Annotated in this window: 27 protein-coding genes and 1 pseudogene; 8 read left to right on the forward strand and 20 right to left on the reverse strand. The window is 37.8% G+C overall.

Annotated features, from left to right (window positions below; genetic code table 11):
• Nucleotides 1–56: 56 nt before the first annotated feature.
• From PISS_RS07720 to PISS_RS07745, 6 genes are all read right to left on the reverse strand, one after another.
• Nucleotides 57–1,226, reverse strand: coding sequence for an endonuclease/exonuclease/phosphatase family protein (locus PISS_RS07720; RefSeq protein WP_033103442.1), 1,170 nt, complete (start codon nucleotides 1,224–1,226; stop codon nucleotides 57–59).
• Entirely contained in the window at nucleotides 1,226–2,155 is a 930-nt protein-coding gene (locus tag PISS_RS07725; protein WP_058154615.1) for a YeiH family protein, read from the reverse strand. The genes PISS_RS07720 and PISS_RS07725 overlap by 1 nt, the downstream gene beginning before the upstream one ends.
• A 4-nt stretch (nucleotides 2,156–2,159) precedes the next feature.
• Nucleotides 2,160–2,384, reverse strand: a complete 225-nt coding sequence (locus tag PISS_RS07730; protein WP_013464944.1) for a DUF2798 domain-containing protein — start codon at nucleotides 2,382–2,384, stop codon at nucleotides 2,160–2,162.
• A 69-nt stretch (nucleotides 2,385–2,453) separates the two neighbouring features.
• Complete coding sequence (locus PISS_RS07735; protein WP_058154617.1) at nucleotides 2,454–3,599, reverse strand: 5-(carboxyamino)imidazole ribonucleotide synthase; 1,146 nt, start codon at nucleotides 3,597–3,599, stop codon at nucleotides 2,454–2,456.
• 2 nt (nucleotides 3,600–3,601) lie between these two features.
• Entirely contained in the window at nucleotides 3,602–4,084 is a 483-nt protein-coding gene (purE, locus tag PISS_RS07740) for a 5-(carboxyamino)imidazole ribonucleotide mutase (RefSeq protein ID WP_058154619.1), read from the reverse strand.
• Between the two features lie 153 nt (nucleotides 4,085–4,237).
• Complete coding sequence (locus PISS_RS07745) at nucleotides 4,238–5,824, reverse strand: ABC-F family ATPase (RefSeq protein ID WP_083494672.1); 1,587 nt, start codon at nucleotides 5,822–5,824, stop codon at nucleotides 4,238–4,240.
• A 618-nt stretch (nucleotides 5,825–6,442) separates the two neighbouring features.
• Here PISS_RS07745 and PISS_RS07750 point away from each other — a divergent pair.
• Entirely contained in the window at nucleotides 6,443–7,651 is a 1,209-nt protein-coding gene (locus PISS_RS07750) for a porin (protein ID WP_028835233.1), read from the forward strand.
• Nucleotides 7,652–7,747: 96 nt separating this feature from the next.
• Here the strand turns inward: PISS_RS07750 and PISS_RS07755 are convergent, their stop codons facing one another.
• Nucleotides 7,748–7,930 carry a hypothetical protein gene (locus tag PISS_RS07755; RefSeq protein WP_024602491.1) on the reverse strand — a complete coding sequence of 61 codons (183 nt, stop codon included), beginning with the start codon at nucleotides 7,928–7,930 and terminating at the stop codon, nucleotides 7,748–7,750.
• Between the two features lie 111 nt (nucleotides 7,931–8,041).
• Between PISS_RS07755 and PISS_RS07760 the strand changes: the two genes are divergently transcribed.
• The gene (locus PISS_RS07760; RefSeq protein WP_028835232.1) at nucleotides 8,042–8,563 is read left to right on the forward strand and encodes a TetR/AcrR family transcriptional regulator; all 522 of its coding nucleotides are present in this window, start codon (nucleotides 8,042–8,044) and stop codon (nucleotides 8,561–8,563) included.
• 333 nt (nucleotides 8,564–8,896) lie between these two features.
• On the opposite strand, the gene PISS_RS07765 is transcribed toward PISS_RS07760, so the two are convergent.
• Together PISS_RS07765 and PISS_RS07770 are read right to left on the reverse strand one after the other, a co-directional pair.
• Nucleotides 8,897–9,769 carry an alpha/beta hydrolase gene (locus PISS_RS07765; RefSeq protein ID WP_036956496.1) on the reverse strand — a complete coding sequence of 291 codons (873 nt, stop codon included), beginning with the start codon at nucleotides 9,767–9,769 and terminating at the stop codon, nucleotides 8,897–8,899.
• Nucleotides 9,766–10,275, reverse strand: a complete 510-nt coding sequence (locus PISS_RS07770) for a GNAT family N-acetyltransferase (protein WP_033103437.1) — start codon at nucleotides 10,273–10,275, stop codon at nucleotides 9,766–9,768. The genes PISS_RS07765 and PISS_RS07770 overlap by 4 nt, the downstream gene beginning before the upstream one ends.
• A gap of 99 nt (nucleotides 10,276–10,374) precedes the next feature.
• Here PISS_RS07770 and PISS_RS07775 point away from each other — a divergent pair, with 99 nt between their 5' ends.
• The gene (locus tag PISS_RS07775) at nucleotides 10,375–10,578 is read left to right on the forward strand and encodes a hypothetical protein (RefSeq protein WP_013464954.1); all 204 of its coding nucleotides are present in this window, start codon (nucleotides 10,375–10,377) and stop codon (nucleotides 10,576–10,578) included.
• A gap of 15 nt (nucleotides 10,579–10,593) precedes the next feature.
• On the opposite strand, the pseudogene PISS_RS07780 reads toward PISS_RS07775, so the two are convergent.
• From PISS_RS07780 to PISS_RS07790, 3 genes and pseudogenes are all read right to left on the reverse strand, one after another.
• Nucleotides 10,594–10,965 (reverse strand): annotated as a pseudogene (locus PISS_RS07780) (GNAT family N-acetyltransferase); the annotation flags it as partial.
• A gap of 116 nt (nucleotides 10,966–11,081) precedes the next feature.
• A complete protein-coding gene (locus PISS_RS07785) occupies nucleotides 11,082–11,276 on the reverse strand; it encodes a CPXCG motif-containing cysteine-rich protein (protein ID WP_013464956.1) in 195 nt (64 codons plus the stop codon).
• A gap of 92 nt (nucleotides 11,277–11,368) precedes the next feature.
• The gene (locus PISS_RS07790; protein WP_058154625.1) at nucleotides 11,369–11,968 is read right to left on the reverse strand and encodes a MepB family protein; all 600 of its coding nucleotides are present in this window, start codon (nucleotides 11,966–11,968) and stop codon (nucleotides 11,369–11,371) included.
• A 123-nt stretch (nucleotides 11,969–12,091) separates the two neighbouring features.
• Here PISS_RS07790 and msrA point away from each other — a divergent pair, with 123 nt between their 5' ends.
• Nucleotides 12,092–12,688 carry a peptide-methionine (S)-S-oxide reductase MsrA gene (gene msrA, locus PISS_RS07795; RefSeq protein WP_058154627.1) on the forward strand — a complete coding sequence of 199 codons (597 nt, stop codon included), beginning with the start codon at nucleotides 12,092–12,094 and terminating at the stop codon, nucleotides 12,686–12,688.
• A 142-nt stretch (nucleotides 12,689–12,830) separates the two neighbouring features.
• Here msrA and PISS_RS18900 read toward each other — a convergent pair whose 3' ends face one another.
• On the reverse strand, nucleotides 12,831–12,998 hold the full coding sequence (locus tag PISS_RS18900) for a hypothetical protein (protein WP_167380509.1): 168 nt from the start codon (nucleotides 12,996–12,998) through the stop codon (nucleotides 12,831–12,833).
• Between the two features lie 393 nt (nucleotides 12,999–13,391).
• Between PISS_RS18900 and PISS_RS07800 the strand changes: the two genes are divergently transcribed.
• The 3 genes from PISS_RS07800 (at nucleotide 13,392) to PISS_RS07810 (ending at nucleotide 17,338) form a co-directional block, all read left to right on the forward strand.
• Nucleotides 13,392–14,273 (forward strand): LysR family transcriptional regulator, encoded by an 882-nt coding sequence (locus tag PISS_RS07800; protein ID WP_033103433.1) that lies wholly within the window; start codon nucleotides 13,392–13,394, stop codon nucleotides 14,271–14,273.
• A 182-nt stretch (nucleotides 14,274–14,455) separates the two neighbouring features.
• A complete protein-coding gene (locus PISS_RS07805) occupies nucleotides 14,456–15,913 on the forward strand; it encodes an aerolysin family beta-barrel pore-forming toxin (RefSeq protein WP_058154628.1) in 1,458 nt (485 codons plus the stop codon).
• Nucleotides 15,914–16,144: 231 nt separating this feature from the next.
• A complete protein-coding gene (locus tag PISS_RS07810; RefSeq protein WP_058154630.1) occupies nucleotides 16,145–17,338 on the forward strand; it encodes an acetyl-CoA C-acyltransferase family protein in 1,194 nt (397 codons plus the stop codon).
• A 114-nt stretch (nucleotides 17,339–17,452) separates the two neighbouring features.
• On the opposite strand, the gene PISS_RS07815 is transcribed toward PISS_RS07810, so the two are convergent.
• The 6 genes from PISS_RS07815 to PISS_RS07845 form a co-directional block, all read right to left on the reverse strand.
• A complete protein-coding gene (locus tag PISS_RS07815; RefSeq protein WP_058154631.1) occupies nucleotides 17,453–17,761 on the reverse strand; it encodes a DUF6419 family natural product biosynthesis protein in 309 nt (102 codons plus the stop codon).
• 163 nt (nucleotides 17,762–17,924) lie between these two features.
• The gene (locus PISS_RS07820; RefSeq protein ID WP_058154633.1) at nucleotides 17,925–18,503 is read right to left on the reverse strand and encodes a cold shock domain-containing protein; all 579 of its coding nucleotides are present in this window, start codon (nucleotides 18,501–18,503) and stop codon (nucleotides 17,925–17,927) included.
• A 112-nt stretch (nucleotides 18,504–18,615) separates the two neighbouring features.
• Complete coding sequence (locus PISS_RS07825) at nucleotides 18,616–18,849, reverse strand: hypothetical protein (protein ID WP_058154635.1); 234 nt, start codon at nucleotides 18,847–18,849, stop codon at nucleotides 18,616–18,618.
• A 212-nt stretch (nucleotides 18,850–19,061) separates the two neighbouring features.
• Nucleotides 19,062–19,514 (reverse strand): GNAT family N-acetyltransferase, encoded by a 453-nt coding sequence (locus PISS_RS07830; RefSeq protein WP_083494655.1) that lies wholly within the window; start codon nucleotides 19,512–19,514, stop codon nucleotides 19,062–19,064.
• 572 nt (nucleotides 19,515–20,086) lie between these two features.
• Nucleotides 20,087–20,437 (reverse strand): hypothetical protein, encoded by a 351-nt coding sequence (locus tag PISS_RS07840; RefSeq protein ID WP_013464968.1) that lies wholly within the window; start codon nucleotides 20,435–20,437, stop codon nucleotides 20,087–20,089.
• 113 nt (nucleotides 20,438–20,550) lie between these two features.
• Nucleotides 20,551–21,285, reverse strand: coding sequence for a hypothetical protein (locus tag PISS_RS07845; RefSeq protein WP_016900358.1), 735 nt, complete (start codon nucleotides 21,283–21,285; stop codon nucleotides 20,551–20,553).
• 368 nt (nucleotides 21,286–21,653) lie between these two features.
• Between PISS_RS07845 and gloA the strand changes: the two genes are divergently transcribed.
• Nucleotides 21,654–22,181, forward strand: coding sequence for a lactoylglutathione lyase (gene gloA / locus PISS_RS07850; protein ID WP_058154638.1), 528 nt, complete (start codon nucleotides 21,654–21,656; stop codon nucleotides 22,179–22,181).
• Nucleotides 22,182–22,253: 72 nt separating this feature from the next.
• Here the strand turns inward: gloA and htpX are convergent, their stop codons facing one another.
• Nucleotides 22,254–23,117 carry a protease HtpX gene (gene htpX / locus PISS_RS07855; RefSeq protein ID WP_058154640.1) on the reverse strand — a complete coding sequence of 288 codons (864 nt, stop codon included), beginning with the start codon at nucleotides 23,115–23,117 and terminating at the stop codon, nucleotides 22,254–22,256.
• Nucleotides 23,118–23,187: the final 70 nt, after the last annotated feature.

Raw genomic sequence — 23,187 nt, forward strand, 5'->3', positions numbered from 1 at the left:
TTTATAATTGCAATTATTTAAGATAAACAACGCTGATATCGGGGTGAGTAACCCGTTTATTCAACCGTTAAATCAAGCCATACCATACGGTGGTCACTTGATGCGTTTCTATCTTTGATTAAACGGTACAATTCGCTTTGTTTTTTCGGCCAAAATACGCCACCATCTTTAATGGTTAGTCCATAATTTGAAGGCAGAACGTAATCAACGCGTGCCTGCCAGTTAGCAGTGTAATTTTTAGCATAAGCTTGTGGGTATTGCTCTTTAGCGCCCTCACTGGTTGGAATAAAACCGGCATTAATCATCGGGCTTTTAAGTAACTGATCTGTTGTATTTGTGCGCTTTTTATCGCCCTCAGGGGCGGCATTTAGGTCACCTAAAATCACAAAGCGTGATTTTGCTGCAAGGCCGCCCTTTTTACCGTTATCGTCATACAGGTAACTTTCGTTATTAACGTAATCAGCAATTAATCTAATTTCATCATGATTACGAATGCCGTTTCTGTCTTCATCACCATCAAACACAGGCGGCGTAGGATGCGAGGCTAACATGTGAACTACTTTATCATTTACTTTTACCGGTATATCCCAAAACGATTTAGAGCTTAAACGTAAAGCATTCCATTCTTCTTCGTTATACCAATTTGTATTGGTTTTTGGATCTACCGGCATTTTCACATTCGGTAAATCTTTGTGCTTAAACGTTTGCAGGGTTCTGATGTTGTCAAAATCAATGGGGTAACGAGACAAAAACGCCATTGCGTAGTGGCCTTCAAAAAATCCAAAACCTTGCGCATCACCCATCACACCATTTTTTTTGCCATCGTTGTCTAAATCAAACTCTGTGGCTAAGCCTGTGTTAACTGGTGCAATGTAAACATAAGGATAATCGATAGCCGCTTGATCATTTTGCCCTACATTTAAGTAATGGGTTTTAAAGTATTCTATCCCTTGTGATTTAGGGACGTAGTCAAATTCATTTAAAAGCACCACATCTGGACGAACGCGTTGAATTATTTCAGCAATATTTTTAATTTGCTGGTGGTCAGAGCGCAGCGCGTTAACTAAGGCATCGCTTTTTACTTTTTCATTTTTAGCGGTGTAATTGGTTGCATCCATACTGACATTAAACGTTGCGACCCGTAATGACTCTGCGTGAACATAGCTTGCTGAAACCAGTGACAATAAAAAGCCACCAATAATTTTAATACCGAGATCATGTCTCATTATATGAATCCATCTATAATTAATAATAAAATAACACTGCTAACCACGATCCAAAGAATCACAGCCATTAAAAACGGTTTAATTCCCGCTTGCTTTAGCACCGATAACGACAAACCACTGCCAATTAAAAACAGTGTCATCACTAGTATTTGCTTCGCTGCAATGTTTATCAACTCCCAATAAGATGAAAGCGACGGCACATAGGTATTAATTAATGCGGCTAATAAAAAGCCTACAATAAATAATGGAATACTCGCCTTTTCATCTGAGCGCATAAACACACCCGCAAGCGTAGTGTATGGAATAATCCACATAGCACGAGTAAGCTTCACTGTTGTTGCTATGCTCAGTGCCACTGCACCATAAGTAGCCGATGCACCTACCACGCTACTGGTATCATGAATTGCAAGTGCAGCCCATAATCCAAACTGCTCTTGGGTTAGTTCAAAATAATGCCCAATTGCAGGGAATAATAATAACCCTACACCATTGAGTAAAAATACGATACCCAGCGCCACAGCCACTTCATGATCTTTGGCTTTTATAACCGGTGCCATGGCCGCAATAGCGCTACCACCACAAATAGCGGTTCCAAAGGAAATTAACACGCCTGTGTTACGATTAAGTTTAAACACTTGAGTTAAAATTTCGCCAAGCCCAATTATGGCAGTAATACTGACAATTGTTAACACTAAAGAGCTGCGACCAACCTCAATTACCTGATTAAAATCAACAGCAAACCCCAACCCCACAACCGCCAACTTTAGCATCCATTTACTGGCCTTTTGTGATAACTCAGCAAACGGGTTACCCAAGGTAATCGCAAATAACGCCCCCATAACCAAGGCACTACCAGCGCCAATAAATGGAGTGATGCACAAAGCCAGTAATATTATAAATACAGGTTTATGTAATTTAGCGATAATCATAACGTTAAGCGCGAATGAGTTTATTAGTCAGTTTATGGACAACGGGGGCAACAAATATAACCGTTGGAAAGGCAATACAAAAGGCAAATAACCACGCTTTAAGCCAGATAGATACGATGTTATCGACCATACCAACATTAAATAGAGAAATAACTAACGACATAAAACCTGACATGAAAAGTGCCATAAAAAAGGCAAACACAATAGTACGAAACTTTGGATGGATCATTGAAAAGAACCTTTAGAAGGTAAAGCGATATATTGAAGTTAAGTTCAATTTATCGCTTTGTTTTTTAACTTATAATAGCGATTTGCTGGTAGCTAATACACCGGGGTAATCTTGCTCTGGTAAACACATTGCGAGTTCACCAAGGCGTTCACCTAATTGCTGTAAATTATCAGCAGATACATTAATGTGGCCCATTTTGCGACCAGGTTTTACACTTTTACCGTACCAATGGCTGGTTACATCTGCTGTTTTTAACACATCAGTAGGGATTTGTGCTTGGCCTAATACATTTATCATAGCAGTCGGTTGCTTAAGTTGCGTACTACCTAAAGGTAAGCCGGCAACAGCACGCATATGGTTTTCAAATTGCGAGCAATGAGCACCTTGTTGCGTCCAATGGCCTGAGTTATGAACTCGCGGCGCAATTTCATTAACCAGTAATGTACCTTGCACATCAAAAAACTCAATGGCGAGTACACCCACATAATTAAGCTCATTCGCAATTCGGGTAAATGCCGTGATTGCTTGTTGTTCTAGTTGGCTATTATTGTTTTTACCTGCAACCGAAAGCGTTAACACACCCTCGGTGTGCTCGTTTTCAGTTAATGGATAAATAGCAACATGGCCGTGTTTATCGCGCGCACCAATAATAGAGACTTCACGTTCAAACGGGATCATTTTTTCTGCAATTATGGTGTGCGGAGCGTGCTCAGTGCCTGATGCAATAAAATCAGCCATTTCAGCCCAAATCTGTTCAATTTGATCGTCTGATTTTAAACGCCATTGGCCTTTACCATCGTAACCCGCTTGGCATGTTTTAATGACTAATGGCTTACCAAGCGTTTGAACCGCGAGTTCAAGATGCGCTTTTTCTGTAATTAATTGATATGGCGCGCATGCGACCGCGGTTTTATCTAGGAGTGCTTTTTCAAGCGCACGGTCGCCACCGGTTTTAATGGCTTGTTTGCCCGGATAAAACTTATTGCTATTACAACACTGTGTAAGTACATCATCTGGAATATGTTCAAACTCGGCCGTAATAGCATCAGCGTTTTCTATCGCTTGTTCGAGCGTTGTTGGGTACACTTCGTTTGTAAGCGGATGTACAATCTTTTTGCTGCCTACATCATAAGCAACCACATTTAAATTAAGCGGTGCACCAGCTAAGCTCATCATTCGTGCTAGCTGCCCTGCCCCTAAAATTAAAATATTCATGATCACTCTGCAGGATTTGGGTTAGCTAAAATAGTCTCAGTTTGTTCTTTACGGAACGCTTCGATTTTTGCGAAGATTTCTGGATTTTGACATCCTAAAATTTGTGCCGCTAATAAACCTGCGTTTGCAGCACCGGGCTCACCAATAGCAAGAGTACCTACCGCAACACCTTTTGGCATTTGGCAAATAGATAACAGAGAGTCTACACCGTTTAGCGCTTTAGATTTAACGGGTACGCCTAAAACTGGCAGAGATGTAAACGCCGCCGCCATACCCGGTAAGTGCGCCGCGCCACCTGCGCCTGCAATAATAACTTTAATACCGCGTTCTGCGGCTGAACTTGCGTAATCGGCAAGTAATTGAGGAGTGCGGTGGGCAGAAACCACTTTAGTTTCATACTCAATGCCAAATTTTTCTAGCATAAGGGCGGCGTGTTCCATGGTTGGCCAATCTGATTTAGAACCCATAATAATGCCAACAGTCATAAATACTCCTCAGTAATGTATTTTAAAAATAGCGGACTTATGTCCGGTTTTATGGCGGGTATTATATACTTAAATGCTGCACTAATGCGACCAGCAGGCAATAAAAAAGCCATGTTAAACATGGCTTTTTTTAAACAGCGAAACAATCAGCAATTAAGCTTCTTTACTCGCTAAATATTCTGAGTAGTTACCTCTAAAGTCGATAACTTTTCCGTCTTTAATTTCCCAAATACGGGTGGCAACTGATGATACAAACTGACGGTCGTGTGACACAAACATCAAGGTACCTTCATACGCTTCAAGTGCTAAGTTAAGCGCTTCAATTGATTCCATATCCATGTGGTTGGTTGGCTCATCCATTAATAAGATATTTGGTTTATGCATCATGATTTTACCAAACAGCATACGACCTTGCTCACCACCAGATATTACTTTTACAGATTTTTTGATATCGTTTTGTGAAAACAACATACGACCTAAGAAACTACGAACAACTTGCTCATCGTCGCCCTCTTGTTGCCATTGCTCCATCCACTCAAACAAATTCATGTCTTTTTCAAACTCATCGGCATGATCTTGTGCATAGTAGCCAATGTTTGCATTTTCAGACCATTTAAACTCACCGCTTTTAGGCGCTAAACGTCCTGCTAAAGTGTTTAATAATGTTGTTTTACCCACACCATTTTCACCAATAATAGCAATGCGTTCACCTACTTCAACCAAACCCTCAAGGCCTGAGAATAAAGTTTCTTCAAAACCTTGAGATAAGCTAGTCATTTCTAGTGCGTTACGAAATAACTGCTTTTCTTGTTCAAAACGAATAAAAGGTGTTTGACGTGACGACGCTTTTACTTCGTCTAATTGAATTTTATCAATTCGTTTTGCACGTGAAGTGGCTTGCTTTGCCTTTGATGCGTTGGCAGAAAAACGCGATACAAACTGTTGAAGCTCTGCTATTTGGCTTTTCTTTTTCGCGTTTTCACTTAATAAACGTTCGCGTGCTTGAGTAGCTGCAAACATGTATTCATCGTAGTTACCCGGGTAAATACGTAGTTCACCGTAGTCAATATCGGCCATGTGCGTACATACCGAATTTAAAAAGTGACGGTCATGCGAGATGATGATCATGGTACAGTCACGTTGATTCAATACATCTTCAAGCCACTTAATTGTATAAATGTCCAAGTTATTGGTAGGCTCATCGAGCAGCATGATATCAGGGTCTGAAAACAAAACTTGAGCTAGAAGCACACGAAGTTTAAAACCTGGTGCAATTTCTGACATAGGTCCGTAGTGCTGCTCTGTAGCAATACCCACACCTAATAGTAACTCACCCGCTTTAGATTCAGCCGAGTAACCGTCCATTTCAGCAAATTCAGTTTCAAGAGCGGCTACTTTCATGCCGTCTTCTTCACTCATTTCAGGTAGGCTATATATACGGTCACGTTCTTGTTTGATATCCCACAATTCTTTATGACCCATAATCACGGTATCAATAACAGAATATTCTTCGTAGGCGAATTGATCTTGGTTTAGTTTAGCAACGCGCTCATTTGGATCAGTACTTACGTTACCCGAAGATGGTTCTAATTCACCACTAAGGATTTTCATAAAGGTCGACTTACCGCAACCATTAGCACCAATTAAACCATAACGGTTTGATTCGCCAAATTTAGCTGAGATATTTTCAAATAACGGTTTAGCACCAAATTGCATGGTGATGTTAGCTGTACTAATAATAGCGCTACCCTCCAAGGGAGACTGAAGTATTTAAATTGCGCGCAGTTTAAACCAAATCACCGTTTTTTTCTATGAAAGTTTATAGCACCAAACTCAAAGTAAACGGTGGCTGTTTATTAACTATAAAAGCAATTAAATAGCCAAAGTACTGGGCGAGTAAATGTGCTAAAAAGGTGAGTAAAACTCATTATTGTACTGTTGATGCAGTAAAAAAATGTTTAATAAAAAAACAACTAGCATAAAACCCTTTATAAATTATTTAATCGCGTTTACAGGCGACTTGGTCGCATTTTACTTTTATTAACAATTAATACGGCTATATTAACGTTTTTTATAGTATTAGAGTTTTAGCTCTACCCATGCCGACAAGCGAAACTATGAAAAAAATTCAACACTCCCTCTCCTGCATTTAAGCCTAATGTCTTATTCCAAAATTAATTGGCAGTTTATACGGCTACAAAATAAAAACAGCATTAACTTAACATGAACAAGCTGCGTGTTTTGTGCTAATTGTCATTGATAATTTTTCACTTTTGAGCCTTTTATTGCTTTGCTAGTCTGCACGACTTCGAATTTAGTAATTATAAAAACGTCTTTAATTTAGGCAAGGCACACACAATGAAAAGAAAATTAGTATCGCTAGCAATTGCGGGTATTTTAGCTGCTCCAAGTGTTTCAGCAGTAGAAGTGTTTAAGGATGAAAAAAATACAGTCGCAGTAGGCGGATATATTGATGCGCGAGTGATAAATACTCAAGGTCAAAACGAAATCGTCAATGGTGCCTCACGAATTAATTTTGATTTTAAACGCCAACTAAAAAACGGCTGGGAAGCAATGGCTTTAGTTGAATGGGGTGTCAACCCTGTTGGCAGTAGCGATATTGTATACAACAACCGTTTTGAATCTATTCAAGATGAGTTTTTATATAATCGTTTAGGTTATGCAGGACTTAAACACGATAAATACGGCCAAATTACGATTGGTAAACAATGGGGTGCGTGGTTTGATGTTGTGTATGCTACAAACTACAGCTATGTATGGGATGGTAACGCTGCCGGTGTTTACACTTACAACAAAGACGATGGTGCAGTAAATGGTACTGGTCGTGGTGATAAAACACTGCAATACCGTAATAGCTACAACGACTTTGACTTTAGTGTTCAAACTCAGTTAAAAAACAGCGCTTTTTATACTTGTGATGTAAGTAATATTACAGAATCACAATGCCAAGCAAATTTTGAGTCTGGAGATGCTGCTGCACAACAAGTTGAATTTAACTATACGTTTGGCGGTGCAGTAACCTATAACGTGACTGATAAGCTAAAACTGACCGCGGGTATTAACCGCGGCGAGTTTGAATTAACGTATGGCGACGGAACAACCCGCTCTGTTGACGATTTAATTTATGGTGCAGGTGTTATTTGGGGCAATATTGATGCGCCAGGCTTGTATGTAGCCGCTAATATCAACAAAAACGAAAACCACGATACAGATAACATAGGTCGTTTAATTAAAGATGCGATTGGTATTGAAACATTTGTGTCGTATCGCTTTGATAACGATTTTAGACCATTTATTGCCTATAACTTATTTGATGCAGGTGATGACTACGTAATTCAACCAAACTTTAATGCCGATCCTAACGATGTATTTAAGCGTCAGTTTGCAGTTATTGGTGTGCATTACTTAATTGACCAAGACACACAACTTTATGTAGAAGCACGTAAAGACTTTGGTGATTTTGAAAGTAATAATAAACAGCAGCAAGCGCTAATGGAGCAATCTGAAGATGACGGTATTGCTTTTGGTTTTAGATACGTTCTTTAATATCAGTTGAGCTTTCAAGCTTAAAATCACAAAGCGAAACTTAAAGCCCTGCAAAATAGCAGGGCTTTTTTTCGATTTGTTTAGTTGAAGCTTGAGCTATTTTTTCTTAAATGCTTTTTTTAACGCACGCGTCCCCTCTGTTGGCCCTAGAATAAGCCATAAAAAAGCAACCCCTCCTGGGACTAAAACTGCTTTTAATATTGGCCCTAGCAAATAAGAATAAAAATAAATTAGTGGAATAAAAAGTACATAACCAATAACACGTTTGATAAACTTCATGTAACATCCTTATAAAAATGAGCATGCTCACAATATTAATTGAGCGCGCTCAACTAATCAAATAATGGTTTAGCCCTTTTATTTAACAAACAAGTAAAGCATTGAAATATAATGAGTAAAAAAGAAAAGACACGCGATAAAATTTTAGCTTCAGCATGGGAATTATTTTTGCTGCAAGGTTACGATCACACATCAACAAGAGAAATAGCGGTTGCAGCCAATGTTGCTGTAGGTACAGTGTTTAGTCATTTTGAAAATAAAATTGATTTATTGATGGCCGGTATGCAACAACAAATAGCCGTTATTATTAACCAAGCAAAGCAGTTAGATACGCAGCACTCCCCTCGCTTAAAGTTACGTCATTACGCTCATCCGCTTTATTCTTTTTATTGTGAAAATAGTGAATTTAGTAAGCTATTAATTAGCGACATCATTTGGAGAACGTCTTTTTTTAAAGCGCAGATGGATGAATTTAAACAACTGCTTTTTAGTGAACAACCGAAGTTTGATGAAACAAAAGCAAGCGTAATGATGGACTGTTATTTTATGACCTTAATCGATGGGTTAAACGATCCCTTACCAAATGCTGAAAATATGCTTAGACAGTTAAGTAATAAAATAGCGCTTTTGTAATTAAGTCCTAAACGTATAGACCGGTGCTGATATAAATAAAGCACCGCCCACCTTTTTTGTTATTTAAATTCTTTATTTAACGATCCAGATAGCCAAACTCAATAAGCGTTATAAACCCACCACTCCACTTATGAGTAAATCGATAATTTATATTACGCCATTGCTAAGATTACATTTAAACACAATTTAGTATGATGTGTTCTTACATGTATTACCTTACATCCTCCAGCCATTTACACCATAAAATAATTTATAGCAAAACGGCTTAACTGTACATATATACAGTTAAGCCGTTTTGCTAGTACTACTCTTAATTAAAGTTTAACAATATTATTAATTAATAAATTCATCATAGGCCATTAAAGCCCCCGTAATACTCAATGCTGGATTATCATTATGCTTTGCATCAGGGTTTACTTTACTGCCCCACACTAACCAGTTACTAGTATGGCTGACTAAACTTTGCTCCAAGTTATTATACGCCTCAAGCATTAATTTATGCTCAGCCCCGCCAACAGTAAAATATAATAAGGCGGGTCTATAGTAGCTCTGTGTTTTAACTTGTAAAAAGGTATTAAGATGATTTACTACGGTCATATCGTCATACCAAGCCGCAGGGCTAAATGCAAAGTAACCATTAAATAGCGATGGTTTGGTATGCAGCGTATATAAAGTAAAACTGCCCCCTGCCGAAAATCCCGTTAATATACGGTTTTCAGTTAACCTGTAGTTAGCCTCTAAATAAGTAAGTAGCTCTTGCTCTATAAAAGCTAAAAACAAATCAGCTTTACCAAAAATTTCTGGCGAAGTTTCATGTTTAGGTCGAGGATTTGTATTTACGTCCTTCCTTGCATAAGGTGGTACAAGATCACGATTTCGGGTATCAGTAAAAAACTGATTAGGTATAGCAACTAAAATAGCCTCATTTAATATACTTTCAGGATTTAATGCTTTTAGCGCTTTATCCCAATTAGCTAAATTAAAATTACCATCTGTTTTTATAATAAGTGGATACGCTTTATTTTTATCAAAATCATCGGGGAACCTTATAAATACCTTACGAGACTCATTAAGCACCTTTGAATCTAGGGTTACATCAACAAAATCTGATACATCATTTTTGTAATAACTAAACCCAATTGTTGTAACCCCAAATACACTAACAGCAAGCAACACATTTAAAATAATCGCTTTTTTTATTCTCATGCGTCACCCATTTTAGTTAATTGCTTATGCCAAATACCATTGTTTAATTGCTCGTTTAACACAAACCCAAGCTTAGTCAGTAAATTATAACTACGAACGTTATGTCCGTGAATTTCAGCATATAATTGCTCTATCTTTAATACACTCGGTATCTGGCTCATAAAACCGCGCAGCACTTCTTGCATTAAACCTTGCTGCCAATAAAAAGGATCGAGTTCGAAGCCCAAATAAGCACTTTTGGTTTGTTTACATATTTTATATAAGCCACATGTACCCAGTAGTTTGCCACTCATATTATGTTCAATAGCGAGTCGAATCACTTCACCTTCGTAATATCCGCTTATATCATCTTGAATTAATTGTTTAATATGGTCTTTGTTTAAAGGTGTTTTATAATCGTTAAACTCATAAACGAGTGGATTATTTAAAATTGTTAATAGCGCTGCGCCGTGTTTGTGGGTAATTAAACGTAAGGTAACGCGGGGTAATTTTATAGTTTTAAACATGCCTACGCCAAATAAAGTAAACGCGCTTTAAATAGCACTTTATAGAGCGTCATTATTAACTTACCATACCGTATTCACAAGCATTAATTGAGATAAACTATGAGTGACAATTTTAAAGTAATACAACCAACTACTACTGTTTACTGCCCAAAACGTGGTGAAGGTTGGACCCTTACCGGCATTACTAATATTAACGAGTTTACGTCGGTTATGTTTGATGGTGTACGTTACACCTTACCAGCGAGAGAAATTGTAGAGCAGTTGTTGCCTAACCAATTAGCGCGTGAACAGCAAAATAGCTAAATTAAACAAAATTTATCACTTAACCATATGTACACAGTTTTCTGGTAATGGGCTTAAGTCATGATTTTCTGGGGTATTAGCAGCAACTTTAAAGCCTAGCTTTTTATAAGCCGATACTGCTGCTCGGTTGTATTTATAAATAAACAATGAGCAATCATTAACATTTAAGTTTAATTGCCCATGTTTACATAATGCTTTAATTAGGGTGGCTGCAATTCCCTCCCCCCTTCGTATAGGGTTTACTATTAAACGCGCCAAATGACATTTGTTTTTTTGTTGATAATATTGCCCAAAAGCGAGTAATACGTTTTGTTGTCCAACCAATACAAAAGAAGTCGAGACATCAAGGTTTAAGTTTTCAATAAAAGTCTGCGCCGTAAATGGGTACCTAAAGTAAGGGCCAGCCCATTAAGTTATGTCATGTTGATCATTAAACCAACTCATTAGCTCGATAATATGCGTATTATTAAGTGGTTGTAATGTCATTCGCCTTGTTGATTCCTTCAAAACGCATCATCTTCGCTATACACATTTACGCCAAGCTCGTCTTCATCATCAAACACCACAAACGTAATGGGCTTACAGCATACTTGACAATCTTCTATGTATTGCTCATCAATATCAGCCACATCAATTAATACTTCTATGGTTTCGCCGCAGTAAGGACAACTGATTGACTTTTCAGTTAACTGGTTCATATTTCACCTGATATTTGTATGATTGTGTGATCTCACTTTAGTAAACAACCTTATATATGACAATGCTCGTAAAGTGACTTAATAATTCAAATTTAAACAGCGTTAGCTAAAATATTGTTTAACTTAATTAAATCAACTAAGCCATGTTGGTTCTGATTTAAAAAATAATCGCATTGCCAACGCTGAGTAACTTTAGCAGAGTTACTAAATGCGCCAATCCCTTTTAATGCCCTACTTTCGCTCCAAGGCGGAAATACTCTAAAAGCCGTTTTACCTTTATAGTTTCTACCTGTGACGATGCCTTTTTTAACTAACAATTCAATCGGAAATAAAAAGAAACCTTTTTGTATATTTGCTACTTGGTTATTAATAGTGGTTAATCCATCACTTGAAACAGCTACTAATAAATAGTCAAACTCATTGGCAAATGGAATTGGTTTAAAATTACTCAAATCCGCTGGGCGTTTCCATAGTGCTAAAAAAGCGCCAGGTCTGTCGGGTGTAACTTTAGCTTTTCTGTAAATTATACGTTTTTGGTTTAAAGTAAATGCATAGCCATGGTATTGGGCATTTTGATTATGAGGTATCAACTCATCAGCGTTTGGTAGTTTATACCCTGAGGGAGCAAAGTTGTTTTGTAAAATGATTAATAATTCATCATGCAAATGATCATTCGTCATTAAACTTTTCATATCTCGCATCCGTTTTATATAAAGTGAGTTCAAACCCTTAAGCAACTTTGTAATGAAAGAGTTTTTAAAGTTAGCGGGTCTTACTATACAAGTATTTATACATAACTAAAGGTGAACATTTTTATGAAACACACATTAGCGCTAGTATTGACCTCTATGGGGATTTTGTTTAGCTCATTAACATACGCTAAAACCGAACAAGCTATTTTAGCCGGTGGCTGTTTTTGGTGTATGGAAAGTGACTTTGAAAAACTCGAAGGTGTAACCGATGTGAACTCAGGGTTTACTGGTGGTGAACTTAAAAATCCAACCTACAATGGTAATCACCAAGGCCACTACGAAGCTGTGCTGGTTACCTACAACACTAATGTATTAAGCTATCAAGATATTTTAAACCATTACTGGGTGAATATTGATCCTTTTGACGCAAAAGGTCAGTTTTGTGATAAAGGCCCAAGCTACCGTAGTGCGATTTTTGTTGCTAATGAGCAACAGCGACAATTAGCTAAGCAATCTAAACAAGCAGTAGTTAACGAATTTCCTGAGCAAACGGTAGTAACCCCTATTCTCGATGCTAAAACCTTTTACCCTATAAAGGGCGATGAAAGTTATCACCAAGATTATTACAAAAATAATCCTATTCGTTATAACACCTATCGCTGGCGTTGTGGCCGTGATAGTCGCCTAGAAGACATTTGGGGCGATCGAGTTACCCACTGAGTTAAAAAACCAAAAGGCTGCAAAAAATGCAGCCTTTCTAATATTTAAGCAAAGTAATAGCAGACTAATTATTTATTCTATGCTCAAAGCTGCAAGCCCACTTAAACAATTCATTTTTTAAGACGGTTAAATAGGCTTCCTATCATGACGATTTCTTTTTTATAGGAAACACCTTAAACCAAAATGCCATTTCAAAAACAAAGCCCGCAATAATAAAAATAAATAAGCCAGTAGTGCTACCATAAGAATAACAGGCAATAGCAGCAATAATTAATGCAGCTAAAATCAACCATTTTATAAACACATTCATCTTTAATACCTTCGGTTCTGTTGATTTATCGTGGCAAATTCCATTTAGGTAATCAGATCCTATGCATCATGATTATTCACCCAAAAGTGTGTCTAGCGTAATTACTCGTTTATTGTTTGTCTATTAAAACGTATCGTAAAATGTTACGCATTGTTTCTACTGAGTTTTTATTTTAAAAAACGCGTTATTTGCAGAATCTTTAATTACTAATACCTCAAGTAAGTACACCTTCGCTCACAATAATTTATTAAATATTCTAATACAAAGGTAAATTTCTTGTTGCCACAAAAGGGACTAATGAGTACTTTAATTAAATAATTAGTTTTATAACTTTAACTAATTATTAAGTACTAAATACAATTTCATGTCTTAAATTAATACAGGAGATTTACCTTGCTTGATATCATAGCGCTTTTTATAAAAGTAAATCATTACAAAACATTTAATGAAGCGTCAGTAAAGTTAAATATTCCTTTACCCACTTTACAAAGAAAAATAAAAAAACTTGAAGAAGACTTATCGTTAGCGTTGTTTTATCGTGAAAAAGGAAGTTTGCGATTAACAGAACCTGGAAAGAGTTTTTATAGCCACTGCCTAGCCCATGTAGAAGGTTTACAAACTACGCTGTGCAATTTTAAGAATTTCAGTGAAAATAAAGTGAGTAAAATTAAACTAATAGCGCCGCAAAACTTTATAAAGAGTGTGTACTTCTCAGGCGTTATAAATCAATTCACATTACTTTATCCAAATATTAAAATTCATATGATGCTATCGGATGAACGCCTTGATTTAAAAGCTACCGAGTTTGATTTAGCCATTAGAATTGGAAAACTAGATAGCTCTCAAAATATATGTAAAGTTATTAACCAAATGAGTTTTGTTTTAGCTTGTTCATCGAGTTTAATTGAGCAATATGGCATACCAAGTAATTTTGACGATTTAGCTAAACTACCCCACATATCGTGCTCGCCATTCGAAAACTGGTCCTTTAAAACAAATAAAAATGAACAGGTAATTTTTAAACCTCAACCTAACTTTATTTCTAACGATATAGAAATGTGTGCCTTAGCTGCTATTGAAGGAAGAGGTGTATATTATGGCCCTAAATATTGTTTATTACCGCATATAAAAGACGAAAGCTTAGTTGAAGTATTAACTCAGTTCAAACCCATAAAGCGAGATGTAAACCTGATATGGCCTGATAAATTAATTCCAAAAAGCACACGCTATTTAATTGATTTTTTAGAGCACTCTCTCAAAGGAATCAAAATGTAGCTACCGCAGCATTAATAATTTAATTAATTTTTGTAATGTTTAAGCAACTAATATTTTTGAAAAATCAACTTTCATATAACACTCTATAAAAATAAAGCGAGTTCTTTAGAATCAAAATCGGTCCAAAATTAGATTATTTAATTAGGACCTCATTAAAATATAATTTTAAAGGATGTAACTTAATGAAAAAAATATTACCCCTATTGCTGTTGTCGCATACAAGTTTTGTAAGTGCTAATACAACTGCAATTTATCCAGATCAACTTAAAAATGAAAGCTTAGGTGCTGGAGTTTGCTCAGCTGATAATAGACTAATTACAAAGGCTGAAGCGCAAACCTACAGAAATGAACTTACTAACAAAATGGGTAAGTGGCAAATAACGGGATTAGCTAATGGCTGGGTTATTATGGGTTCTGGCTACGCAGGTGAAATAAAACAAGGGACTGCTGCAAATTCTTGGTGCTACCCTAACGATCCTATTAATGAGATCCCTACATTAAGTCCCGTAAAAGTATCGCCAGGCAGTCAAAGCCAAATTGAATGGGACTTAGTGAATCAAAAAGAGGGGTTTATAAAACCCCTTTCATACCTTGCCCATACAATGGGATTTGCGTGGGTTGGTGGAAATCGCTCTAGCTATGTGGGTGATGACATGGAGGTAACCAAAACGGGCTCAGGGTGGAAAATACAAGGTTACAATGGTGGCAGTTGTGATGGTTATCGATGTGATGAAAAGTCAGCTATTACCGTATCTAACCTTCAATATGTGATGGATAACGAGTCATATAAAATAACAGGTGATATTGTTGCTGCCGACAAAGAACTAATAAAAACGTTAACAGTCCCTGCAGTGAATGACACGTCAGCAGCTCAAATGTCAGTGGTTACAATTGAATACGATGCGGCAACCAACTGGTCTAAAACCAATGATTACAGTATTTCTGAGTCTGTTACATTATCTAATACATGGAAGTCTCCCTCTGTTACTGGCGGATCAGACACTTCGTTATCAGTCACAATCGCAGCGGAGCAAGCATGGGGAACAAGTAATGGCGGCTCAGAAGCTGAGCGAGTAGTTGTACAGGCAAGAACCAATGTACCAGCATACACACAGCTTAATGCAAAGGTCGATTTGTTTAAATCATCAATATCGTATCCGTATGCATTCGATGCTGATATTACCTATGATCTATCTATAAATGGCTTTATGCGATGGGGAGGCAATGCTTTATTAACCCACCCAGAAAACAGACCTAACGACACTGCTAATTTTGTAATTGGCCGTTGGGCAGGTCAAGATAAAAGCATTGAGTATCAATGGGAACATCGCTATATACCAGGTGAGAATAAAAAATGGGATTGGCCTTGGATGATACAACAAACAAGCTTATCAACAATGCAATACTATTTAAGTCATGTTTTAAGACCTAAAAAAACAACCCTAACAGGCCACTTTTATGCACAAAGCCAATTTGCGGGCAGTGTTTACTTTGGTGACGAAACCCCAATTGTCACTAACCAAAGAAGTAAGCGAAGTGTTTCATCTAGTGAGTACTCTAGTGCAGAAAAGTTAAAAAAAGAGTTTGAAGATGCGGGTTTTAAAAATGTCGTTGTTAATATTGAAATGATTGATTTATAAACACCTGTGGGCTCTCATAATGAGAGCCCTATTTCATAAATTTAAACAAAAATATTATTACTACTCACCTACTTTACTATTCCCTTTATTAAAATACATATACAGCTGAACCAACCTCGCCTTTAGTTTATTGAGAAATTATGCTTTGATGCATTAATAAAACTATTAATCACATTAGTCTATTAACATACACCAGCACAAAGTGATTATAAAAATAATAAGAGAACAACAATGGCACAAAATACAAACAACAGCGTAGTAATACTCAGTGCGGTTCGTACCGCTATCGGCAGCTTTGGTGGCAGTCTCAAAGATTTTAGCCCAGCTGAGCTTGGCACTTTGTGCGCAAAAGAAGCCCTAAATCGGTCTAAACTTATCCCTAACCAAGTAGGTTCATGTGTGGTAGGCAAAGTTATTCATAACGGCCCTAAAGACGCTTACCTATCCAGAGTCATTGGTCTCGATGCTGGGTTGCCTATAAGCAGCCACGCTGTAACGCTTAATCGCTTATGTGGCTCTGGCCTTGAAGCCATTATTCAAGCGGCACAACAAATTCAATTAGGTGATGTAGATGCAGCCCTTGCTGGCGGAGCTGAAAGCATGAGCAGCTCTGGCTATACCCTCGAAAGTAACCGCTGGGGGCAAAAAGTGGGTAATAGCACTATGGTCGATGAGCTCACCACGACCTTACAAGACCCATGGGATAATAACCCGATGGGAATAACTGCTGAAAACATCGCAGAAAAATATTCAGTTAGCCGTCAGCAGCAAGACGAGTACACAGCAAACAGTCATCATAAAGCCGCAAAAGCGATTGCCTCGGGCCATTTTAAACAGCAAATCCTCCCAATAGAAATCAAGTCGCGAAAAGGGTCGTACCTTTTTGACACCGACGAACACGTTCGCGCCGATACCACAGCCGATAAACTTGCAACTTTAAAGCCCTACTTTAAAAAAGATGGCACCGTTACCGCAGCAAGCTCATCAGGTATAAACGATGGTGCAGCCATGTTGGTACTTATGTCAGAGCAAAAAGCCAATGAGCAAGGCTTAAAACCGCTCGCTCGTTTAGTGGGTTATGCTAGAGCAGGCGTTGATCCTACTTTAATGGGTATCGGCCCTATTCCTGCAGTACAACAGGTATTTGAAAAAACCGGCTTAACCATTGACGACATGGATGTAATTGAATCTAACGAGGCCTTTGCAGCACAAGCACTGTGCGTTGCCAACGAGTTAAACTTTCCTGCGCATAAGGTAAACCCGAATGGCGGCGCCATTGCGTTAGGGCACCCTGTAGGCGCAACAGGTGCAATTTTATCAACTAAATGCTTGTACGAACTAAAACGAATTCAAGGCAAATATGGGTTAATTACAATGTGTATTGGCGGCGGGCAAGGTATTGCAGCCATTTTTGAAGCGCTTTAGTTTTAAATTTGTAACAGACGCTTTGCTTTTAGAGAAAAAACAGGGAGCGAAGCGCTGCTACACCTTATTGCTTAACAACAAAAAGCTTGCCTCAAACGTTGGCAAAACTCTCGTCTACAAAACGTGTTTTAAAGTTAACTTTCTTACGCCTACTAAAACACCACCAAATGAGATTAAAAATAATATTGGTAAAAACAGTAATGTTTCGGTGTTTTCTATATTTATAGCTGGGCTGCCAATAACTGCCAGCGTATTAATTAACAGCAGTATCAAACTTGATTGCAAATAGCCCTTGTAACCAATAGCCCCTGCAAACAACAGCATAATAAATGATCCTGATATTGCAGGCGTAAAAGGTGCGGCGGCGAGTAACATACAAACAAACGAAAATATAACAGCACATCCAATTATTACTTTAAACATAACATCCTCCATGGTGTTTAACAGTTAATCCAATATAGCTTAACGTAAAGCACCTTATCGTGCCTTTATTCCACCAGCTATTTATAGCAGTATTATCAAAAATCGTATTCCATTTAACAGGTTTAACCAAATTACTGTTTTATCGATAACCCCTATATAAAAACTACTTATTTCCAAACTGCCGTTCACAGGGCTTGCCATCTTTATCCCCGTCCATTTTGGTATTGAGGCAATGTTGAATAAAAAATAACGCCTCTGCATAGGAGGTCATTTGGCTACAATGTTGGCGGCCATCACAACGAAATGCTTGCTGTGTTTTATTAAGTGAGCTTGAACCCGCGGGCATAAATGACTCTAAGTTAGCATTAGTCACTACAGGTGTTTGTTTGGTATTTAAAAAACCGGTTTTATAAACACTAAAACCAATACCAAAAATAATACCAAGTGTTATAAGCTTCATTAAAGGTGAGTTCTTACCTGAGGTTTTGCTTATTCTAACTGGCCTTGATGAAGCTTTTATGTGTGGTTGTGCGAGTACGCCCTCAATACGGCAATTTACAGCTTTAGTTTTACCATTAGACTCAGTCGCAACCTCAAAATAGATAATGTCGCCCACTTTAGGTTTACGGCTCATATGTTTGAGCGATGAAATGTGTATAAAGGTATCGTGCAGCAGTGTAGTTGATTTAATAAAGCCAAAGCCTTTCTCGTCATTCCACGATTTTAATAATCCTTTGTTCATCCTTGAATCATCCATTTAATAGCTGTTAATTTTACACCCGTTTTAAAACAGGCTCAAAACCAAGCAAACCTAGCGAGCCCACCAACAAACGTACTTTTCCTTATTAACTAACTCATTTTGCAAAAAAGCGTATTTTTGCTTCTTTTAATGTGTTTAAAAATACAGAAAACGCACAAATTCCGCCCCCCATAAACGCAATTTGAAAGCTTGATAGTGACGAGAAACTAAATTGCTGAGAATACATGTACTGCACTAATAACTGTGCAAAGGTAGCCACACCTAAAATAATTAATAATGGGCACACAACTAGCGTAAACCAAAACCAAATACGTTTAATACCTTTCATAATTGATACCTTCCATTAAAGATCCTTTTCCTTAATTTAACACAAAGATTAATTAGCTAGTGAGTCACCAGCATTTTAAAAGCAGCTTATAAGATTGCTGCATGTATTGATGTCTGAAGTCAAGATTTGACCCCATTTGGTTTTTACTCGGCAACTCCAAAATTAACGCAAACCAAAATCGCCGAGCGTTGAGGGTCTGCTTCAATTGTTTGTTAATGCTCTTTACCCAGGGCCATAATCTGATAATCAGACAAAGAAAAACCCGACTTTTCGTAAGCTCGCTTGGCAACAGCATTGTCTTTATGTACGTATAGCCTCAGCTCTAAACCGCCTTCTCGATACATTTCTGACTCTACACATGTGATCAACTCGCTCATTAAACCTTTGCCTCTATACTCGGGTCTTAGGTACATGCTTTGAATCCACCAATAATAGCCAGCATTCCAATCACTCCATTCTCTTATCGAGGAAACACTACCTATCGGAATATCATTTTCATCAGACATAACCCAATAACTTGCAACATCTCGGTCACAAAGTGCGACTTCTATACCACGCTTTAGAGTTTCGGGTATCTTGACAGCATTCTCAGCTTCACGAGCTTCTTCGGAAGTGAACTCGACTAAAAATGACAAATCTCGTAACTCTGCTTTTCGTATATTCAAACTATTTCCTCTCATAGAGCAATAACGCCACAAATAAACGGCAAAAATTAGTTGGCTAAAATTTGTGAGGTACGAACAAAGCCAACTAGTTTTTGTCCGCACTTTTTAATTTGCTTTGTTATATGCCGATTACCAATTCGCCTGCTTAGTTTTTTTTATAACCTAGCCACATAGTAATTGCTAGCGTTAAACATCCCAACAAAATGAAAATAGCTGTTACATTTGGGGACTCTTGCACAATGCCAAGATTTCCATTTAACCATGCAGGGAAGAATATACTAAATGGGATGTAGGTAACGATAAACAACAGAAACCAAATATATTGGCTAAACACGTTTAACAAACTACGACGATTAACCAGTTTAAGTTTATCTGCTAAATGTTTATGGAACTTTACGATACTCAAGCAGAGCCAAACATAGACCACAAATGAAACTACAAAAATAGCAATATTCACATAACTCTCTTAGGCATATAACGCCCCATTAATGGGCTAAATATTGTTGGCTAAAATAAGCGACGAAGGAGCAAAAGCCAACTGTTTTAAGTCCTTGTTTATTTTCTTGTTATGTTTACTCATCACCGTAGCACTTTATGTCAGATGGATTTGATTTAACGTAGAAACATGGGATAAATGATTCTTTATTTAAATCCGCACCATCTTTAGGTACTTCGAATTGGCGCTTAGCTAATTTAGCTTCCACTTTTTTAACATAGTTAGAAGGTGGCTGAAAATTAATATCGATATTTTTTATTGGGTTAGTTGCTTTTGAAAAGCGTAGATTTGATAATTTACCGTCTTTATCTACTTTAACTGCAAATATAACTCCGTAAATATTTACATTATCTCCACTCGAATTATTGGTACTTTGACAACCGAATAATGACACCAATATCGATAATATAAATAGCTTTTTAAACATACGCCGAATTTCCTTGTAAACATAACGCTTTGCTAAGCGGCAATAAAATAGTTGGCTAAAATTAGCGAGGAACGAGCAAAAGCCAACTGTTTTTTGTCCGTTTAAGCAACTTGTTAAGTTTCGTTTTCAGCATGCCATTTTTTTGCATGTTCTAATTCATTTTTCACCCATTCAGGAGTATATATTTCAAATTGCACATGGTTTGGGTTGCCTAGTGTAAAAGTTGGTTTTACTAATTTGGCTCCCATTTCCCCAGCTACATCAAAAAATGCTTGTGTGACTTTCTCCCAAGCAGATGCTGCTAGTGCAGTGATTTCATCGTCAGGAAATTGCTCCAATTTCCATTCTCGCTGCACACATGTATATTCGCCACCTCCATCTTCTTCGGTATATAAAATACCGAGGAAATCAACATCTTTAGCTGCGTAATTAATATACTTTTTAATCCCTATTTCGCTATCACTGAGCGGGTCAATAGGAAAACCTAAACCCAATTTCATACCTCTACCACGAGTAAATCCAACACCAGCCTTGCTTGCAGGCTTTAACATAGATTTATGTACAATTATGTCACGCTGTTTATAAAGGAAAGATATTAAAGGATCTTTGGATAATTCCGCCTTCTTAGCAGTGACCACTTTTTTAAGCCCTTTATCACCTTGAACTTCCATGGTGACCAATTGCATGATTTCTTTTAATGCTCTCAAAAAAGAGTTTAAAGACCACCTAAATTTATCAGCTTCATGGTAGTTTTCTTCCATTAATCGAATGAACCATGCAGCTTCATCAATTCTATCGAATGAGGATGATAAGGAATTGAATATTTCTTTATTTGGACAACTATCCACGTTCACCTACTTAGAAACTTAACAACTTTGTCTACGACATTTGTCGTTTTATAAACCGACAAATGTCCATATATTACATAGAATTTATCTTAGCCCTCAAATAAACACCTGTAAACAACTAGTTAACTTCGGCTCATACTTCATAAATGCACAAATATACCAAAATGGTAGAGATCAGTAATATTGGACAAAACGCCATAAACTGTATAAATATACAGCACACGTAAATATGCCATTTTCTGCTTACAAAGCACCCAACAATTTAGCAAGGTGGTTTTAATTTTTGCTGCTGTTTATTATGATGAGCGTACACCCTGCCTTTTTAAATCCATTAAGGTTTTTTCAGTCATTTTATTAAGGATTATCTCATGTCTAGCTATAACGAATCTCCAGAGCAAATTGCACAGGCCACTGAGGGCTATGTGATGCAGCAAACCATGTTGCGTATTAAAGATCCAAAACCGTCGCTGGCATTTTATGAAAACGTATTGGGCATGAAACTATTAGGAAAGTACGACTTTCCTGGTATGGAGTTTACTTTGTACTTTTTAGGCTATGAGCAAGATATGCCAAAAGGCGATGATAAACAAAAAACACAGTGGGTGTTTCGCCGCCCTGCGCTGATTGAGCTTACCCATAATTGGGGAACTGAAAACGACGACAGCTTTAGCGGTTATCACAGTGGAAATGAAGAACCAAAAGGGTTTGGCCATATTGGTATAAGCGTACCCGATGTATACTCAGCCTGCGAGCGCTTTGCTAAGTATGATGTGGAGTTTGTAAAACAGCCAGACGGTGGCTCAATGAAAGGCCTTGCCTTTATTAAAGACCCTGATGGTTACTGGATTGAAATACTCTCGCCAGAGGGCATTACTGACATTATTCAATCGCAATAAAAAACATTAAAAATAAAAAAGCCTGCAAATGCAGGCTTTTTGTTACAAGTACTGTGAAAAACTTGAATTTTTTTAACGACGTAGTGCGTCTATACGTGCGTCAAGCGGTGGGTGAGATGAAAACAACTCAGCCATGCCTTTACCACTGGCAATACCAAACGCCATCATTGAGCCTTCTAATTGCGATGGGTGGTTTTGCTTTAATCGCTCAAGGGCTGAACGCATTTTGTCTGCGCCAACCAACTGAGCTGCGCCGTTATCGGCTGCAAATTCACGCTTACGGCTGTAATGGGCAACCACAATGCTTGCCAATACGCCAAATAATACTTGGAATAACATATCGAATAAGAAGTAAGTCCAGCTGCTGCCGCCCTCTTCTTCATCGCTATTGATAAAATTATCTACAATGCCAGCCAACACTTTAGCGGCAAAAATAACAAAGGTATTCACCACACCTTGAATAAGCGTGAGCGTTACCATGTCGCCATTAGCCACATGCGATACCTCGTGCGCCAATACGGCTTCGGCTTGATCTTGGCTCATGTTATGTAATAAACCCGTACTTACCGCCACCAGCGAATTATTTTTACTTGGGCCAGTTGCAAAGGCGTTCATTTCTGGGCTGTCGTAAATTGCTACTTCAGGCATTTTAATACCTGCTTTTTGAGCTTGTGCTGATACAGTTTGGACAAGCCAGTGCTCGGTTTCATTGCGCGGTTGAGTAATTACCTGTGCGCCCGTTGATTTTTTAGCAATCCACTTAGACATAAATAACGAAATAAACGAGCCACCAAAGCCAAATACAGAGGCTATAAGCAATATTCCGCCAAGGCTACGATGGCTCAAACCCAGCGCGCTCATTATTATTGAAAGCACTACACCTAATACCAACATAACTGCTAGGTTAGTTAATAAAAACAAAAATACACGTTTCATACGAGTTCTCCAAAAATAACATTTATTGCTGAGCGATTTACTATGTTTGATCGGCTTTGAGCAATCACTG

Origin of the sequence: Pseudoalteromonas issachenkonii, from assembly GCF_002310795.1 — a bacterium.
Taxonomy (GTDB): domain Bacteria; phylum Pseudomonadota; class Gammaproteobacteria; order Enterobacterales; family Alteromonadaceae; genus Pseudoalteromonas; species Pseudoalteromonas tetraodonis.

Coding starts and splice junctions, on each gene's coding strand:
- PISS_RS07725 (WP_058154615.1), bottom strand. CDS start 2,155: ATGATTATCGCTAAATTACATAAACCTGTATTTATAATATTACTGGCT.
- PISS_RS07790 (WP_058154625.1), bottom strand. CDS start 11,968: ATGAAAAGTTTAATGACGAATGATCATTTGCATGATGAATTATTAATC.
- msrA (WP_058154627.1), top strand. CDS start 12,092: ATGAAACACACATTAGCGCTAGTATTGACCTCTATGGGGATTTTGTTT.
- htpX (WP_058154640.1), bottom strand. CDS start 23,117: ATGAAACGTGTATTTTTGTTTTTATTAACTAACCTAGCAGTTATGTTG.
- gloA (WP_058154638.1), top strand. CDS start 21,654: ATGTCTAGCTATAACGAATCTCCAGAGCAAATTGCACAGGCCACTGAG.
- PISS_RS07820 (WP_058154633.1), bottom strand. CDS start 18,503: ATGAACAAAGGATTATTAAAATCGTGGAATGACGAGAAAGGCTTTGGC.
- PISS_RS07760 (WP_028835232.1), top strand. CDS start 8,042: ATGAGTAAAAAAGAAAAGACACGCGATAAAATTTTAGCTTCAGCATGG.
- PISS_RS07825 (WP_058154635.1), bottom strand. CDS start 18,849: ATGAAAGGTATTAAACGTATTTGGTTTTGGTTTACGCTAGTTGTGTGC.
- PISS_RS07770 (WP_033103437.1), bottom strand. CDS start 10,275: ATGTTTAAAACTATAAAATTACCCCGCGTTACCTTACGTTTAATTACC.
- PISS_RS07775 (WP_013464954.1), top strand. CDS start 10,375: ATGAGTGACAATTTTAAAGTAATACAACCAACTACTACTGTTTACTGC.
- PISS_RS07785 (WP_013464956.1), bottom strand. CDS start 11,276: ATGAACCAGTTAACTGAAAAGTCAATCAGTTGTCCTTACTGCGGCGAA.
- PISS_RS18900 (WP_167380509.1), bottom strand. CDS start 12,998: ATGAATGTGTTTATAAAATGGTTGATTTTAGCTGCATTAATTATTGCT.
- PISS_RS07765 (WP_036956496.1), bottom strand. CDS start 9,769: ATGAGAATAAAAAAAGCGATTATTTTAAATGTGTTGCTTGCTGTTAGT.
- PISS_RS07750 (WP_028835233.1), top strand. CDS start 6,443: ATGAAAAGAAAATTAGTATCGCTAGCAATTGCGGGTATTTTAGCTGCT.
- PISS_RS07730 (WP_013464944.1), bottom strand. CDS start 2,384: ATGATCCATCCAAAGTTTCGTACTATTGTGTTTGCCTTTTTTATGGCA.
- PISS_RS07815 (WP_058154631.1), bottom strand. CDS start 17,761: ATGTTTAAAGTAATAATTGGATGTGCTGTTATATTTTCGTTTGTTTGT.
- PISS_RS07805 (WP_058154628.1), top strand. CDS start 14,456: ATGAAAAAAATATTACCCCTATTGCTGTTGTCGCATACAAGTTTTGTA.
- PISS_RS07720 (WP_033103442.1), bottom strand. CDS start 1,226: ATGAGACATGATCTCGGTATTAAAATTATTGGTGGCTTTTTATTGTCA.
- PISS_RS07735 (WP_058154617.1), bottom strand. CDS start 3,599: ATGAATATTTTAATTTTAGGGGCAGGGCAGCTAGCACGAATGATGAGC.
- PISS_RS07755 (WP_024602491.1), bottom strand. CDS start 7,930: ATGAAGTTTATCAAACGTGTTATTGGTTATGTACTTTTTATTCCACTA.
- purE (WP_058154619.1), bottom strand. CDS start 4,084: ATGACTGTTGGCATTATTATGGGTTCTAAATCAGATTGGCCAACCATG.
- PISS_RS07810 (WP_058154630.1), top strand. CDS start 16,145: ATGGCACAAAATACAAACAACAGCGTAGTAATACTCAGTGCGGTTCGT.
- PISS_RS07840 (WP_013464968.1), bottom strand. CDS start 20,437: ATGTTTAAAAAGCTATTTATATTATCGATATTGGTGTCATTATTCGGT.